This is a genomic window from Marinobacter zhejiangensis (assembly GCF_900114775.1).
Taxonomy (GTDB): Bacteria; Pseudomonadota; Gammaproteobacteria; order Pseudomonadales; family Oleiphilaceae; genus Marinobacter; species Marinobacter zhejiangensis.
On record NZ_FOUE01000005.1, the window covers coordinates 1 to 16131 of the forward strand.

At 55.5% G+C, this 16131-nt stretch carries 12 protein-coding genes; 4 read left to right on the plus strand and 8 right to left on the minus strand.

Translation table 11 applies throughout. The features are described 5' to 3' along the window. Positions 1 to 567 precede the first annotated feature (567 nt). From pssA to BMZ67_RS14985, 4 genes are all read right to left on the minus strand, one after another. Positions 568 to 1404, minus strand: coding sequence for a CDP-diacylglycerol--serine O-phosphatidyltransferase (gene pssA, locus BMZ67_RS14970; RefSeq protein ID WP_092024186.1), 837 nt, complete (start codon positions 1402 to 1404; stop codon positions 568 to 570). 86 nt (positions 1405 to 1490) lie between these two features. Continuing rightward, a complete protein-coding gene (gene ilvC / locus BMZ67_RS14975) occupies positions 1491 to 2507 on the minus strand; it encodes a ketol-acid reductoisomerase (protein ID WP_092024188.1) in 1017 nt (338 codons plus the stop codon). Between the two features lie 62 nt (positions 2508 to 2569). After that, positions 2570 to 3061 carry an acetolactate synthase small subunit gene (gene ilvN, locus BMZ67_RS14980; RefSeq protein ID WP_092025538.1) on the minus strand — a complete coding sequence of 164 codons (492 nt, stop codon included), beginning with the start codon at positions 3059 to 3061 and terminating at the stop codon, positions 2570 to 2572. Positions 3062 to 3066: 5 nt separating this feature from the next. Next, complete coding sequence (locus tag BMZ67_RS14985; protein WP_092024190.1) at positions 3067 to 4785, minus strand: acetolactate synthase 3 large subunit; 1719 nt, start codon at positions 4783 to 4785, stop codon at positions 3067 to 3069. Between the two features lie 499 nt (positions 4786 to 5284). Between BMZ67_RS14985 and BMZ67_RS14990 the strand changes: the two genes are divergently transcribed. Then, positions 5285 to 5752: a DUF4124 domain-containing protein gene (locus tag BMZ67_RS14990; protein WP_092024192.1), complete on the plus strand. Its 468-nt coding sequence runs from the start codon at positions 5285 to 5287 to the stop codon at positions 5750 to 5752. A gap of 55 nt (positions 5753 to 5807) precedes the next feature. On the opposite strand, the gene clpB is transcribed toward BMZ67_RS14990, so the two are convergent. The 3 genes from clpB to rluD all read right to left on the minus strand — a co-directional run bounded on the left by clpB (position 5808) and on the right by rluD (position 10273). Further along, positions 5808 to 8384, minus strand: coding sequence for an ATP-dependent chaperone ClpB (clpB, locus tag BMZ67_RS14995; protein ID WP_092024194.1), 2577 nt, complete (start codon positions 8382 to 8384; stop codon positions 5808 to 5810). Positions 8385 to 8532: 148 nt separating this feature from the next. Then, entirely contained in the window at positions 8533 to 9321 is a 789-nt protein-coding gene (gene pgeF, locus BMZ67_RS15000; RefSeq protein ID WP_092024196.1) for a peptidoglycan editing factor PgeF, read from the minus strand. Beyond that, positions 9296 to 10273, minus strand: a complete 978-nt coding sequence (gene rluD, locus BMZ67_RS15005) for a 23S rRNA pseudouridine(1911/1915/1917) synthase RluD (protein ID WP_092024198.1) — start codon at positions 10271 to 10273, stop codon at positions 9296 to 9298. The genes pgeF and rluD overlap by 26 nt, the downstream gene beginning before the upstream one ends. A gap of 127 nt (positions 10274 to 10400) precedes the next feature. Here rluD and BMZ67_RS15010 point away from each other — a divergent pair, with 127 nt between their 5' ends. Next, a complete protein-coding gene (locus tag BMZ67_RS15010; RefSeq protein WP_092024200.1) occupies positions 10401 to 11234 on the plus strand; it encodes an outer membrane protein assembly factor BamD in 834 nt (277 codons plus the stop codon). A 38-nt stretch (positions 11235 to 11272) separates the two neighbouring features. Here the strand turns inward: BMZ67_RS15010 and BMZ67_RS15015 are convergent, their stop codons facing one another. Beyond that, positions 11273 to 12937 carry an NAD+ synthase gene (locus BMZ67_RS15015; RefSeq protein ID WP_092024202.1) on the minus strand — a complete coding sequence of 555 codons (1665 nt, stop codon included), beginning with the start codon at positions 12935 to 12937 and terminating at the stop codon, positions 11273 to 11275. 76 nt (positions 12938 to 13013) lie between these two features. Here BMZ67_RS15015 and BMZ67_RS15020 point away from each other — a divergent pair, with 76 nt between their 5' ends. Beyond that, on the plus strand, positions 13014 to 14660 hold the full coding sequence (locus BMZ67_RS15020; RefSeq protein WP_092024204.1) for a sensor histidine kinase: 1647 nt from the start codon (positions 13014 to 13016) through the stop codon (positions 14658 to 14660). A 41-nt stretch (positions 14661 to 14701) separates the two neighbouring features. Next, a complete protein-coding gene (locus BMZ67_RS15025) occupies positions 14702 to 16078 on the plus strand; it encodes a sigma-54-dependent transcriptional regulator (protein ID WP_092024206.1) in 1377 nt (458 codons plus the stop codon). Positions 16079 to 16131 lie beyond the last annotated feature (53 nt).

Here is a 16131-nt window from a genome sequence, read left to right on the forward strand (position 1 = left end):
CGTTCAATCTGAGCCATGATCAAACTCTTCAGTTTAAATCATACAGAAGCCGAAGCTTCTAAATCTGCTCAAGACAAAACTCAATGTTCGACGAGTCACTGTCTTGGTATTTCATGTCCGAAATACCTCAGCCAGCGCCCACACGAATTACTTAGTTAACTTTTTAAAGAGCGTTTGAGCCGTTGCTCAATCAAGGCCGCGTATTCTACAGCGAACCGCTACCTTGTCAACCGTTTATTTTCAGTCGTTTTCGTGACCCGAAAACTGCCGAAACCAACCGGCTTCCTCGTTCAAGGAGGCGCGCATTCTACAGCAACCCGACCCCTTGTCAACCGCTGATTTTGAAGATTTCGAAAACTCAAAATTCTCAATACTTTCAGCCAGTTGCCTTTCGATTTCCAACCCGCCTCAGCGGCTTGTCCCTCGAAAGAGACGCGCATTCTACAGACCTCAGCGAGGCCGTCAACCGGGAATTTGAAATAAATCCGAAACACTTCGGTTTCCACCTACCCCAGACACCAAAACAGGGTGAAATCGATCAAATTCCACCCTGTTTATCAGTATAGCTCAGACCTGGGGCGAGGACCCCCGCTTAACTTTTCTAAAAAGAGCCCGAACAGGGCCGGAAAGCGCATAAAGCAGGAAGCCACTAAATAATACGGTACCCGGATCCAGCGCAATAACCACAAAAGCCAGAACAACAACGAGAATAGCCGCAAATGGTACCCGCCCCCGAAGATCAAGATCCTTGAAGCTGCGGTAAAGCACGTTACTCACCATCAATACCCCAGTACCACCCACCACCAACAATGTTAGTCCGGTCAACCAGGATGCCGGCTCCACGCCATTGAAGCACCACACCAATCCAGCCACGCAAGCTGCAGCAGCGGGGCTAGGCAAACCAACAAAAAACTTCTTGTCCACCGAGCCAATCTGGGTATTGAAGCGCGCCAAACGCAACGCGGCGCCAGCCACATAGATAAAGGTGACCGCCCAACCAACCTGGTCCAATCCGTTCAATGACCAGAAAAAGGCAACCAGCCCGGGAGCCACACCGAACGCAACCATGTCCGCCAGACTGTCATACTCTTCCCCGAACTTGCTCTGGGTGTTGGTCATGCGCGCAACGCGGCCATCCAACCCATCAAGGATCATCGACACAAAAATGGCAATGGCCGCATTATCAAACACACCATTTGCAGCAGACACAATCGCGTAGAAACCTGAAAACAGCGAAGCCGTCGTTAATGCGTTAGGCAGAAGATAGATTCCCTTGCGTCGCACAGGCGCCCCTCCAACCAACTCTTCCTCAACCACTTCTCCGTCGCTATGCTCATGCCCCTCTTCCACAGCATCAGCGCCCGCGACAATTTGTGTTTCAGCTGTTTCTTTATCGGTCATCATTCCTATAACCCTGAAAAACTTGTGGAAGAAAGTATAAACAAAAACGCGGCCATCATGGGCCGCGTTTTTGTTAACTGCAAGATGAATCAGTTCTTGGACTTGTCTACGATCTTGTTCGCAGAAATCCAGGGCATCATCTCACGCAGTTGCTCGCCTACCTGCTCAATCGGATGCGCAGCGTTGTTGCGACGGGCAGCGGTCATGGACGGGTAGTTGTGAGCACCTTCAGAGATGAACATCTTGGCATATTCACCACTCTGGATGCGCTTGAGGGCATTACGCATAGCGGCACGGGATTCGTCGTTGATCACTTCCGGACCGGTCACGTACTCACCGTACTCCGCGTTGTTGGAGATGGAGTAGTTCATGTTGGCGATACCGCCCTCGTACATCAGGTCAACGATCAGCTTCAGCTCATGCAGACACTCGAAGTACGCCATTTCAGGAGCGTAGCCCGCTTCTACCAGGGTGTCGAAACCGGCTTTTACCAGCTCAACCGCACCACCACACAGAACAGCCTGCTCACCGAACAGGTCGGTTTCGGTTTCGTCTTTGAAAGTCGTTTCAATGATACCGGTACGACCACCGCCCACACCGCTTGCATAGGACAAAGCAACGTTCTTGGCGTTACCGGACGCGTCCTGGAAGATCGCAATCAGGTCAGGAATACCGCCGCCCTTGACGAACTCGGAACGCACTGTGTGACCCGGAGCCTTCGGAGCGATCATGATAACGTCCAGGTCCGCACGGGGAACGATCTGGTTGTAGTGAATCGCAAAGCCGTGTGCAAATGCCAGCGTTGCACCCTGCTTCAGGTTTGGCTCGATTTCACCCTTATACAGCTGAGCCTGAAACTCATCCGGAGTAAGAATCATGACAACATCAGCCGCGGCAACGGCAGCCGGTACATCAGTAACCTTCAGGCCATGAGCTTCAGCTTTGGCAATGGAAGAAGAACCCGGACGCAGACCAACGGTCACGTCAACACCGGAATCTTTCAGGTTACAAGCATGCGCATGCCCCTGTGAACCGTAACCGATAACGGCAACTTTCTTGCCCTGGATGATGGAAAGATCGCAATCCTTATCGTAATAAACCTGCATGATAAACCTCTATGTAATATTGGCCCGCGGGCCAGTGATCATAACAAAATCTGTCAAACTGCTCAGATGCTCAGGATCTTCTCGCCACGCGCGATGCCTGATACCCCGGAACGCACCACTTCGAGAACTCCCGCCGTGCCCACAGCCTGGATAAAGCCATCAAGCTTTTCGCTGTCACCAGCCAACTGGATGGTATAGACCGAACTGGTCACATCCACGATCTGGCCACGGAAAATATCCACCGTGCGCTTGATCTCCGCGCGCTGGGAACCCGTGGCCTTCAGCTTGACCAGCATCAGCTCTCGTTCGATGTGGGAACCCTCGGTCAGATCCACCAGCTTGACAACTTCAATCAATTTATTGAGCTGCTTGGTGATCTGCTCGATAACCTTATCCGACCCTGTCGTAGTGACGGTCAGGCGAGACAGCGTCTCATCCTCGGTCGGCGCTACCGTGAGCGTTTCAATGTTGTAGTTACGCTGGGAGAACAGTCCAACAACCCGAGACAGCGCGCCCGGCTCGTTTTCCAGCAGTACAGAAATGATTCGACGCATGGTGATCAGACCCTCTCCGTCTTGCTGAGCCACATATCCTTCATCGAGCCCCGGGCAACCTGCATCGGGTATACGTGCTCAAAGCGATCAACGTAGATATCAAGGAACACCAGCTTGTCTTTCATCGCCAGGGCTTCTTTCAGTTTTGGTTCCAGATCTTCACGCTTTTCAATCCGGATTCCGACATGACCGTAAGCTTCCGCCAGCTTGATGAAGTCAGGGAGCGACTCCATGTAAGACTGGGAGTGACGGGACTCGTAGTTCATGTCCTGCCACTGCTTCACCATGCCCAGAGCCTGGTTGTTCAGGTTAACAATCTTCACCGGAAGGTCGTACTGCTTGCAGGTGGACAGCTCCTGAATATTCATCTGGATACTGCCTTCGCCAGTCACACACAGCACTTCCGCATCGGGATGCGTCAGCTTGACACCCATGGCTGCCGGCAGACCAAAGCCCATCGTCCCCAGCCCGCCAGAGTTGATCCAGCGATTAGGCTTGTCAAACTTGTAGTACTGAGCCGCAAACATCTGATGCTGGCCAACGTCGGAAGCAACATAGGCTTCACCATTCGTCAGGCGCCACAGGGCCTCGATGACCTCCTGAGGCTTGATGGCATCAGAGCTGGTTTCGTAGCGCATACCGTGGAATGCACGCCATTCTTCGATCTGCTTCCACCAGGCCGACAGCGCTTCCGCATCCGGCTTTTCCTTGGACTCTTTGACCAAGGCAATCATTTCCTTGAGAACCGCATCAACCGGGCCCACGATGGGCACATCGGCTTCAATGGTTTTGGAAATTGAGGCAGGATCAATATCGATGTGTACGATACGAGCACCCGGACAGAACTTCTCGGTCGCGTTAGTGACCCGGTCATCAAAGCGGGCACCCACACAGAGAATCAGGTCCGAATGGTGCATTGCCATATTGGACTCGTAGGTCCCGTGCATACCCAGCCAGCCAAGGTGCTGCTTGTCAGTTGCAGGGTAGCAACCAATCCCCATCAAGGTATTGGTAATGGGATAACCCAGCATCCGGGTCAGCTCTATCAGCTGATCAGAAGCCTGCCCCAGAATGACTCCACCACCGGCGTAGATCATTGGTCGCTTGGCCGCCAGCAGCATGTCCACGGCCTTTTTGATCTGGCCTGCATGGCCTCGCACGGCAGGATTGTAGGAGCGCAGTTTTACCTTTTTGGGGTAGGAATATTCATAGCGCTCGTTCGGCGTGGTCATATCCTTGGGAATATCCACGACGACAGGTCCTGGGCGACCGGTGGCAGCAATGTAATAGGCCTTGCGAATTACCTCCGGAATTTCTTCCGGGTGACGGACGCTGAGGTTGTGTTTTACAACGGGGCGGGAGACACCGATCATATCGGTCTCCTGGAATGCATCTTCACCGATCAGGGTCGATGCAACCTGGCCACACAGCACTACCATGGGAATGGAATCCATGAACGCTGTTGCAATGCCAGTAATCGTGTTGGTGGCTCCAGGACCCGAGGTCACCAGTACGGTACCTGGTTTTCCGGTCGCACGGGCATAACCATCGGCCATATGGACCGCGGCCTGCTCATGACGAACCAGGATATGCTTGACTTTGTCCTGCCTAAACAGCGCATCATAAATATGCAGCGCTGCACCACCCGGATAGCCGTAAATGTATTCAATGCCTTCATCCTGAAGGGACCGAATCAGCATGTCGGCGCCAGACAATAACTCCACGTTTTCTACCCTCTGCTACGAGTGAATGTTCCGGGAAGCAGTCCCGGTTGCCTGGGGGTCTGGTTATCAGGCTTCTTTTGAAAGCTGCTACAGACGTTCCGCCACACCGACTGACGAGAGGTTATCTCCTGGCCCGCCGCGCTCCTGAGGGTTGCGGAGAGCGGCCAATCAACGGGTTGCGGTATCGCAACAACCGTTCCGCGCCCACGACGCATAGTGTTCGGTGTGGTAATAAAAGGGGGATACTTGCACGGGATTGCCTGCCGTATTAACCCCTGTTTTCAGGCAATCGGTAATTCTGACAGCGCGAAACTCCCTGTCAATAGCGGCGCGCAACAGATTTAGCCGGCAAGGCTCCGAATCTCTGCCATACTTTGTCCGTTATGTGACATAGAAAATTGCGTCATAGCGCCAAAAACCTTCACAATAGCCCCAAATAGAGCATTCCATAAAAGGCATGTAAGTGCCTGCAATCAACCGGCGAATAAAGAGTATTGGCATGAAAAGCAGATCACTTATTTTGGCCCTCGCCGTCACTTTGGCGCCTGGGTTTGCAGTTGGCGAATCTGTCTACAAATGGACTGATGAAAATGGTGTCACACACTTTGGCGACAGGCAGCCCGTTGGCGCCCGCGCTGAGTCTGTCAACGTCAGGACCGGCAGAGGCTCCAACCCTCAAGCGGGAGAGCCAAGTCCACAGGAGAGTGTTGAAGCACTGGAGGGCAGGCAACAGGATGAAGCGGAACGACAACGCGTAGCCGCCGTCGAGGAAGCCAGACAAAAACAACGAGCCGCCAATTGTGAGGCTGCGAATACAAACCTTCGCATTCTCAATTCAACAAGCCGGATTCGTGTCGAAGAGGACGGCGAAGCCCGGTACCTCACCCCCGCCGAGATCGAGGAAAAGAGGAACAGCTTTCAGCAGATTGCTGACGAGAGCTGCTCCCCGGAAACTACCACGCAGTGATACTTGTCTAGCCCTGAAACAGGATTACACCTATTCCAGGGCTAGATTACCTCCTTTAGCCTTTACCAAACACCAGCTCGTGCTCTTTCACCGTCGCCCGAATGGTATCCCCCGGCACAAACTCGCCTTTCAACAACCTTTGTGCCAGCGGGTTTTCAATCATCCGCTGAATGGCACGTTTGAGTGGCCGGGCACCATACACCGGGTCATAGCCCACCTCAGCCAGTAGATCCAGAGCAGCGTCGTCCAGTACCAACGCCATGTCCTGATCTTTGAGGCGTCGGTTAAGCAACTCGATCTGAACCTTGGCAATTCCGTGGATCTGTTCACCGCCCAGCGGGTGGAAGACGACAACCTCATCGACACGGTTAATGAATTCCGGCCGGAAATGCGTACCAACCACCTCCATCACCGCAGCCTTCATTGTCTCGTAATTCTCGTCGCCCGCCTGCTGCTGGATAATGTCCGAGCCAAGGTTGGAGGTCATAACGATCACCGTATTCCGGAAATCCACCGTCCGCCCCTGACCGTCAGTCAACCGGCCATCGTCCAGTACTTGCAGCAGGATATTGAAGACGTCTGGATGCGCTTTCTCTACCTCGTCCAGCAACAGCACCGAGTATGGCCTGCGGCGCACCGCTTCCGTGAGGTAACCGCCTTCCTCATAGCCCACATAGCCAGGAGGCGCCCCGATCAGTCGGGCCACGGAGTGCTTCTCCATGAACTCTGACATATCGATGCGAACCATGGCGTCCTCGGTATCAAACAGGAACGAGGCGAGGGCTTTGCACAGCTCTGTCTTACCCACACCGGTCGGGCCAAGGAACAGGAAGGAGCCGTTAGGGCGATTGGGGTCCGACAAACCGGCACGGGAACGACGAACCGCATTGGATACGGCCTCAACTGCCTCGCCTTGCCCAATCACCCGCTGATGCAATGCCTCTTCCATCCGCATCAGCTTGTCCCGCTCACCTTCAAGCATTTTGGACACCGGAATTCCGGTCCACTTGGAAACCACTTCCGCAATCTCTTCGTCCGTCACCCGGTTACGCAGCAGCTTCATCTCCATCATTTCTGCCTGGCTGGCCATATCCAACTGACGTTCCAACTCCGGAATCCGGCCATACTGGAGTTCCGACATCTCCGCCAGGTTACCGGCCCGGCGCGCATTCTCCAGGTCAATCCGTGCCTGCTCCAGCTGGCTCTTGATTTTCTGGGAACCATGGAGGGCCGCCTTTTCGGTGTTCCAGACCTCTTCAAGATCAGCGTATTCCCGCTCAACACCGTTGATCACGCCCTTCAATTCTTCCAGGCGTTTCCTGGAGGCCTCATCGGTTTCCTTCTTCAAGGCCTCCCGCTCGATCTTGAGCTGGATCAGCCTGCGCTCCAAGCGATCAAGAGCCTCCGGTTTCGAGTCCATTTCCATGCGGATCTGGCTCGCAGCCTCATCCACCAGATCAATGGCCTTGTCGGGCAACTGACGGTCAGTGATATAGCGATGCGACAGCTTGGCCGCAGCGATGATCGCTCCGTCCGTCACCTCTACTCCATGGTGAACTTCGTATCGCTCTTTGAGCCCCCGCAGAATCGCAATCGTATCTTCTTCGCTGGGTTCGGAAACCAGCACCTTCTGGAAGCGACGTTCCAGCGCGGCATCTTTTTCGATGTTTTCCCGGTATTCATCCAGGGTGGTCGCCCCAACACAGTGGAGCTCTCCCCGGGCCAGTGCAGGCTTAAGCATGTTGCCGGCATCCATGGAACCCTCGGCTTTACCCGCACCAACCATCGTGTGCAACTCATCGACAAACAGGATGATCTGCCCTTCCTGCTTGGCCAGCTCATTGAGCACAGCTTTCAGCCGTTCCTCGAACTCACCCCGGAATTTGGCGCCAGCGATAAGCGCCCCCATGTCCAAAGACAACACCCGCTTGCCACGAAGGCCATCCGGCACCTCTCCGTTGACGATCCGCTGGGCCAGACCTTCAACAATGGCCGTTTTACCCACGCCCGGCTCACCGATCAGGACCGGGTTGTTCTTCCGCCGACGTTGCAGCACCTGAATCGTCCGGCGAATTTCGTCATCCCGCCCGATGACAGGATCAAGCTTTCCGGCTTCCGCACGTTCCGTCAGATCAATGGTGTACTTACCCAGCGCCTGTCGATTCTCTTCTGCCGAGGCGTCGCTAACGGACTCGCCTCCACGAACATCGTCAATAGCCTTTTCCAGGGCCGCTTTATCAAGGCCCTGCTCCCGCAACACACGCCCTAAGGTTCCGCGATCCTCCAGCGCCGCGAGCAGTACAAGCTCACTTGAAATAAACTGGTCCTGCCGTTGCTGGGCAAGTTTATCGGCGATATTGAACAGGCGCCCCATGTCGTTAGACATGGACACATCTCCGGCAGAGCCTTTGACTTCCGGAAGGTTCTCAATTTCGCGAGATACCGCCTGACGCAGTCGCCCCGGTTCCGCACCGGCCTGCTTCAGCAAGGGTTTGATCGAACTGCCGTCCTGGTCAAGCAAAGCCTGCATCAAGTGAAGCGGCTCAATAAAGTTGTGATCTTTGCCAACTGCAATGGACTGGGCATCTGCAAGCGCGGTTTGCAACCGACTGGTCAGTTTGTCAATTCTCATGATGTGGTTGTCCCCAATTAGATAGGCGCAGTCGTGTAAATCCACAAACAACAATCACAAACTGCTAGTTACTTTGACAGTAAATGTAGGGGCAATGATCAGGACTTCAAGGAGGAAACAGCGAAAACTGTCATTTTTTTGACGGACATCAGGTTAACCAGATGAAACTGGCCATCCGCCCAGTGACACCATCCCGTCGGTAGGAATAAAAGCGGTCGGACTCACGGTAGGTACAGATGCCACCACCATAGATGTCCCTGACACCCGCACCGGTCAACCGTTGCCGAGCGAGTAGATAAAGATCGGCTAAATAATGGCCCGGCCTGGAGCTTGAGGCAAAGGCCTGGTCTGCTGCGGTATCGACAGCCATGAACGCCTCGCGAACCTCCTCCCCGACTTCAAAGGCTTGCGGCCCAATGGCTGGCCCAAGCCACGCCATTAACCCCTCAGGGCCACAGGCGAACGTGTCCAGAGTCCGCTCCAGAACCCCCGCACAAAGGCCACGCCAACCCGCGTGGGCCGCCCCAACCTGGCTGCCGTCACGAGCACAGAACAACACCGGTAAACAGTCTGCGGTAAGCACGGTACAGACAACACCCTGGTGACGGGTTACGCTCGCATCCGCCTTGGGCGCTCCCTTTTTTTGTTCGCTGACGGCTTGCTCACTAACTGTCGGTGCCCTGGCGACAGAAACGCCATGCACCTGCTCAAGCCAGCAAAACGATTCTGGGGACACACCCGCCCACTGAGCCAGTCTGCGCCGATTTTCTGTCACATGTTCCAAATCATCCTGAACATGGTCACCCAGATTCAGGCTTTGCCATGGACCAACACTGGCACCACCCACTCGGGTACTGCAACCAGCCCGCACAGATGTCGGCGCGGGCCAGTCAGGGACGATGATATCCAGCTCAGAACTCACGCTGTTCCAACTCATCACGATGCTTCCGCAACGCCGCCAGCAGGTTCACCATATCCTCGGGCAGCTCGGTCTCCCAGCTCATTTCCTCTCCGGTCGCCGGGTGCATCAAGGTCAGCTTGCGAGCGTGCAACGCCTGGCGGTGGAACCGGGACAGCACTTCCCGAAGCTCCTCCGTCGCACCTTTCGGCAGGCGAAACCGTCCTCCATAGAGAGGATCGCCAACCAGCGGGTGCTTCACGTGTGTCATATGAACCCGGATCTGGTGGGTACGGCCGCTCTCCAGCTTGCAACGCACGTGGGTGTGCGCCTCAAAGCGCTCAATCAGCCGATAGTGGGTGACCGCCGGTTTGCCTGACGCCACCACCGCCATTTTCTTACGCTCCTGGGGGTGGCGGCCAATAGGCGCATCTACAACGCCACCGCCGGTCAGGGTTCCTACCACAACAGCTTCGTACTCCCGCCCCATGGTCCGGGTCTGCAGCTGGTCCACCAGCGAGGTGTGGGCAATCAGGCTCCGCGCCACCACCATGATGCCGGAGGTTTCTTTATCCAGCCGGTGAACGATGCCAGCCCTGGGCAGGTTTTCCACTTCAGGTGCGTAATGCAGCAGCGCATTGACCAAGGTGCCATCCGCATGTCCGGCCGCAGGGTGAACCACCAGTCCTGCCGGCTTGTTCAGAACAATCAGATGTTCGTCCTCATAGACAATATCCAGCGCTATAGACTCGGCTTGCCAGGTAACCTGGACTTCTGGCTCAGCATTCAGCTCCAGCCGGTCATCCAGCATCACCTTGTCCCGCGGTTTGCGCACTTCACCGTTGACCGTCAAAGCGCCACTCTTGATCCAGCTCTGGAGTCGGGAACGGGAGTGTTCGGGCATGAGTGAAGCAGCCGCCTGATCCAATCGGCGGTCGCTCAGTTCTGGGGGGATCACATAAGACTCGGTAATTCGATTTTCGGCGGTCATTCAGGGCCCGGTGTCGTCGATAAGTATTACAAAAATCAATCAAGGGAGGCTGGCCACTAAACAAGCGGAAGCATCCCCGCTACAATGGCCAGCCAATCAGTATCCAATCATTATACGGGATTCCGGCATGAGATCAGTTTTTCGCGTATTTGTACTGACCACCCTGGTTATTCTGGTCAGCGCCTGCGCCTCAACCCAACAGGAAGAAGTGCTGCCGGAAGAGGCCTACTATCAGCAGGCCCGGGATGCCATGAACTCAGGCAATTTCAACGAAGCCGAACGTAACCTGGACTTCCTTGAGACCTACTACCCGTTTGGCCGTTATGCGGAACAGGCGCAGCTCGACCTGATTTACGCCCGCTATCAGAACCTGGACCTTGAAGGCGCACGCGCCGCCGCCGACCGATTCCTCCGGCTGAACCCCCAAAGCAGTCACGCAGACTACGCACTGTACCTGCGAGGTCTGGCGTCCTATAACCTGGACATTGGCCTTGCCAGCCGCTTTTTCCCGATTGATACCAGCGCCCGCGATCCCGGCGAACAACGCCAGGCGTTCCGGGACTTTTCTACCCTGCTGAACCGCTACCCGGACAGCGAGTACGCTGCCGATGCCCGCCAGCGAATGATCGCGATCCGCAACCGCATGGCCAATCTGGAACTGGAAGCCGCCCGCTACTACATCAAGCGAGAAGCCTACCTGGCCGCTAACAACCGTGCTCGCTATATCTTTGAGAATTACTCATCAACACCGGCTGCCGAAGACGCGCTGATCATCATGGTCGAGACCTACCGCTTCCTGGGCATGGATGATGCGTCAAACGACGCCATTCAACTGCTTGCCATCAACTACCCGGACAGTGATGCGTTTGATGCCAATATGAAGTTTCAGCCTCACGTCCTGGAGCGACAAAACCGCTCGCTGCTGAACGTGGTTACCTTCGGGCTCTTCGGAAACGAGTAGACTGGATGGGGCTCCTCCTCAGGGAGCCCCGCCGGGACTTATTTACCAATCTTCCATTTATTGGTGATCGGATAACGTCGGTCCTTACCGAAGCCCCGCTCAGTTATGCGCACACCAATCGGTGCCTGACGACGCTTGTATTCGTTGATATCCACCAGTCTCACCGTACGCTCCACGTCCGCCCGCTCAAACCCCTCAGCAACAATCGCCTCTGCGCTGAAATCCCGCTCAACATAAAGGTTGAGAATCTGGTCCAGGGTATCGTAATCCGGCAGGCTGTCCTGATCCTTCTGGTCCGGCGCCAGCTCAGCCGAAGGTGGCCGCGTGATCACTCGCTCAGGAATAACCTGGGACAGCGTATTGCGATAGCGCGCCAACTGGAACACCAGGGTCTTGGGAACATCTTTCAGGACATCAAAACCACCAGCCATATCGCCATACAGCGTGGAGTACCCCACCGCCATTTCGCTTTTGTTGCCAGTGGTTAGAACCAAGGCGCCAAACTTGTTAGACAGTGACATCAGCAGCACGCCCCGCAGGCGGGCTTGCAGGTTTTCTTCAGTCGTATCCGGCTGGGTGCCAGAGAACGGCTTTTCGAGTGTCGCCATAAACGATTCGTACATGGGCTCGATGGAGAATACGTCGTACTGAACACCAAGCGCCCTGGCTTCAGCTTCAGCATCTTCCAGACTCATGCTGGAGGTGTACTTGAACGGCATCATTACCGCCCGAACCCGGTCTGCCCCGAGCGCATCAACTGCAACCGCCAGGGTCACCGCCGAGTCAATGCCGCCAGACAAGCCCAACACGACAGATTTGAAACCGTTTTTGTTGGTGTAATCCCGAACGCCAAGCACGAGCGCCTTATAAACGCTCTCCTCCAGGGTCAGTGGTTCTGGTCGCTGCTGGGAGACCGGCTGGCAATGGTGTTCGTACAGGAAGTCGACACAATACAACCCCTCTTCAAACCGGGGGGCCTCCATCGCCAGGTTACCGGAGTGGTCGTAAACCATGGAGCCACCATCAAACACCAGTTCGTCCTGACCGCCAACCAGATTGGTGTAGACAATAGCCACCTGATTCTCGGCTGACTTACGTTCAAGCAACGCCTTGCGACGTTCCTGCTTATCAGTATCAAACGGAGAAGCATTCAGGTTGATGATCAGTCTCGCCCCCGCGGCAGCGGCCTGCTCGACCGGTCCATCGTTCCAGATATCCTCGCAAACCGTGAGCCCTACCGGCACGCCACAGAGGTTGAATACGCAGCTGTCCTGCCCTGCAGAGAAATAGCGCTTCTCATCGAACACCTGGTAGTTCGGGCGAAACTGCTTGCAATACGTTTGGGTGATTTCCCCCGATTCCAGCACCAACGCGGCGTTATACAACAGGCCATTGCGACGAACCGGCGCCCCAAACACGATCGCAACCGGCAGGTTCGCCTGACGGAGAGTATCCAGGGATTCCTGGATACGGACATCCAGACTGGGGCGTAGCAGCAGGTCTTCCGGTGGATAGCCCGTCAGACAGAGTTCAGGAAACACCACGACATCAGCCTGATGCTGTGTGTGCGCCTGCCTTGCCGAGTCGATAACCAGCTGGGTATTCCCGGGAATATCCCCAACCAGAAAATCAATCTGAGCCATGACTACCCGTAGACTGGTAGCAGTGGTGCCTACGGGGTTCTGCCCTTGGGCGCGAGACATACGTTGCTCCTGTAACTCATTGCCGGTAAAAGGCTATTATAAACCCTACAGAGCCGCCGAAGAACCAACGACAACCATGCCCAATAACCAACCTGCATTTCTAACAACTTCGGGCACCCCCCAACCGAACCAGTCAACCCGCCTGTTCCGTATCTACAACCACTATCGTCTCGCAATCTGCATGATGCTGGTTGGCCTGCTTCTGGTAGACCCGGGGGACCTGGGCATTCAATTTCGAGCGCCTGAACTGTTCCAGATCGGCGTCTTCGCCTACCTGTCGCTAAACGTCTTCATTGCGCTGTTGCTGTTTGCGGGAATAAAACCACAACCACGGCATGTCATCGTCTCCATATCCCTGGACATCGCCTTCCTGCACGGCTTTGTGTACTGCACATCGGGCATCGAAAGCGGTCTTGCAAACCTGGTGATCATAGCGGTAGCCGCCGGCAACATTCTCACCCCCAGTCGCATTGGCACACTCTACGCAGCCCTCGCTGCCATAGGCTCGCTGCTACTGGCAGCCTGGAGCGTGCTGGTTCTGGACGACAAGGCAGATGCCATCGTTCGGGCTGGGACTCTGGGCATCCTTTACTTCGCCGCCGCGTTTATCCTGCAGTCGATCACCCGAAGGATGACCCGAAGTGAGGCCCTGGCCAGCTCACGAGCCCAAAGCATCCAACAGCTGGAGCAGATCAACCAACAAATCATTCAACGTATGCGGACTGGCATACTGGTAGTGGACCGCTTCGGAAATATCCGATTGGTTAACGCGGCCGCCGAAGAACTGCTATTCGGCATCCCCGGCGGCGCACTCGCCAAGCGCTCCCCCAAAGGTCAAGCCCTGCCCCGCCTTTTACGCCAGCGCCTTGAGGACTGGCTAAAAGCTCCAGAACTACGCACAGCTCCGTTTCAGGCGAGCCCTACGGCACCACTGGTCCAGGTCAACTTCACCCCTCTCGACCAAGAACACGGGGAGCTGATCCTGGTGTTTGTCGAAGATCTGGGCAAAGTCACTCAGCAAGCCCAGCAAATGAAGCTTGCAGCACTCGGCCGCCTCACCGCGGGTATTGCCCATGAGATTCGCAACCCGTTGGGCGCGATCAGCCATGCTGCCCAGCTGATGGAGGAGTCTGACAACCTCGGCCCCGGCGATCAGAAGATGCTGGACATCATTCACCGGCACTCCAAACGGGTCAACGGCATCATCGAGAACGTTCTGGACCTTTCCCGGCGCCGGGAAGCAAGCAGCGAACTGATTGACATCAAAACCTGGCTGCCGGAGTTTCTGGATAATTATCGGCATACAGCTCGTGATGACTCCAGCCCGACACCCAATATTCAGCTGGGTGTAGACGACAACCTGCCAGCGGCACGTTTTGACCCCAGCCAGATCGAACAAGTCATGGTCAATTTGTGCGACAACGGTCTTCGCTACAGCTTTCAAACTGTGGGCGAAGCGACGTTGCAAATTCACGCCGGCATTACCAGTGACGGTGAACGGGCATTTATTGATATTCGAGATCAAGGCCCCGGCATTCAGAAAGAGAATCACGGTGCGGTTTTTGAGCCGTTTTTCACAACCGATAAAAGCGGCACCGGTCTGGGCCTTTATCTCGCCAGGGAACTGTGCGAGGCTAACCAGGCCCACCTGTCGTTACTGAACGACGATCAGCCAGGGAGCTGTTTTCGCATTACCTTCGCCCACCCGGGGCGGTTGATCTGATGGCACCAACACCACTTGATACGATGGACCCGCAAGACCCCATGACCACACCTACTGCGTTGATTGTCGACGATGAGCCCGATATTCGCGAATTGCTCGACATCACCCTGAGCCGCATGGGCATTGACACTCTGACCGCCCCGGATGTCGCGACTGCGAAACGGCTGTTACAGGGCTCATCCCCCCAACTTTGCCTGACTGACATGAACCTGCCAGACGGCGACGGCATTGAACTGGTCAGCTGGATTCAAACCCACAGCCCTTGCACACCGGTCGCGGTGATAACGGCCTATGGCAGCATGGATACGGCCATACAGGCACTCAAGGCCGGCGCCTTTGATTTCGTCTCCAAGCCAGTGGAGCTCAACCGGTTACGTGAACTGGTCAACAGTGCCCTGAAGCTATCCACAGCGCCAGAAACCCAGGAATCGTCGCCGGACGACCCCGGCTTGTTGCTGGGTAACTCAGCTGAGATTAAGCGGTTACGTAACCAGGTTCGCAAGCTTGCCCGCAGCCAGGCCCCGGTGTTTATCAGCGGCGAGTCCGGCAGTGGTAAAGAGCTGGTCGCCCGTATGATCCACCTTCAAGGCCCTCGAAGCGAAGGCCCGTTCATCGCGGTCAACTGCGGTGCAATCCCATCGGAACTGATGGAAAGCGAATTCTTCGGTCACAAGAAGGGCAGCTTCACCGGCGCCGTCGACAACAAGGATGGCCTATTTCGGTCGGCCAATGGTGGCACCCTGTTCCTGGATGAAGTCGCCGATTTGCCGTTAGCCATGCAGGTTAAGCTTTTGCGAGCCATTCAGGAAAAAGCGGTCCGCCCTGTCGGCGACACCAAGGAAATCCCGGTCGATATCCGGGTACTGAGCGCAACCCACAAGAACCTCCCCGAACTGGTAGCCGAAGGAAGTTTCCGTCAGGATCTGTTTTATCGAATCAACGTCATAGAGCTGATGGTACCGCCACTCAGGCAACGCAAAGACGATGTCGAACTGCTCGCCAACCACATTCTTCAACGGGTTGCTAAAGAGTATGAATGCGACCCTGCGGAGCTAACCCCCGACGCCATCGGACGCCTGCAAAGCTACGACTTCCCCGGTAACGTTCGTGAACTGGAAAACATCCTGGAACGGGCGTACACCCTGTGCGACAACGACGTCATTGCCGGTGGTGATTTGCAGCTGGGCAATGGGCACCAAGGCCACTCAATTTCCATTGATTACGGCAACGATAGCGATGCTCCCATGGAGCTTCCAGATGGCGACATGGACCTTGAAGGTTATTTGGAATCCATCGAAAAACAGGCCATCAATAGGGCACTGGAAGCCACACGTTGGAATAAAACCGCTGCGGCGAAGCGCTTGGGCATCAGTTTTCGGGCCTTGCGGTATAAGTTGAAGAAGTTGGGAATGGAGTAAACTCCACTTCGGCATTAGCTGTTCTGGCGAACGGATTCGTCAGAATTTCAAGG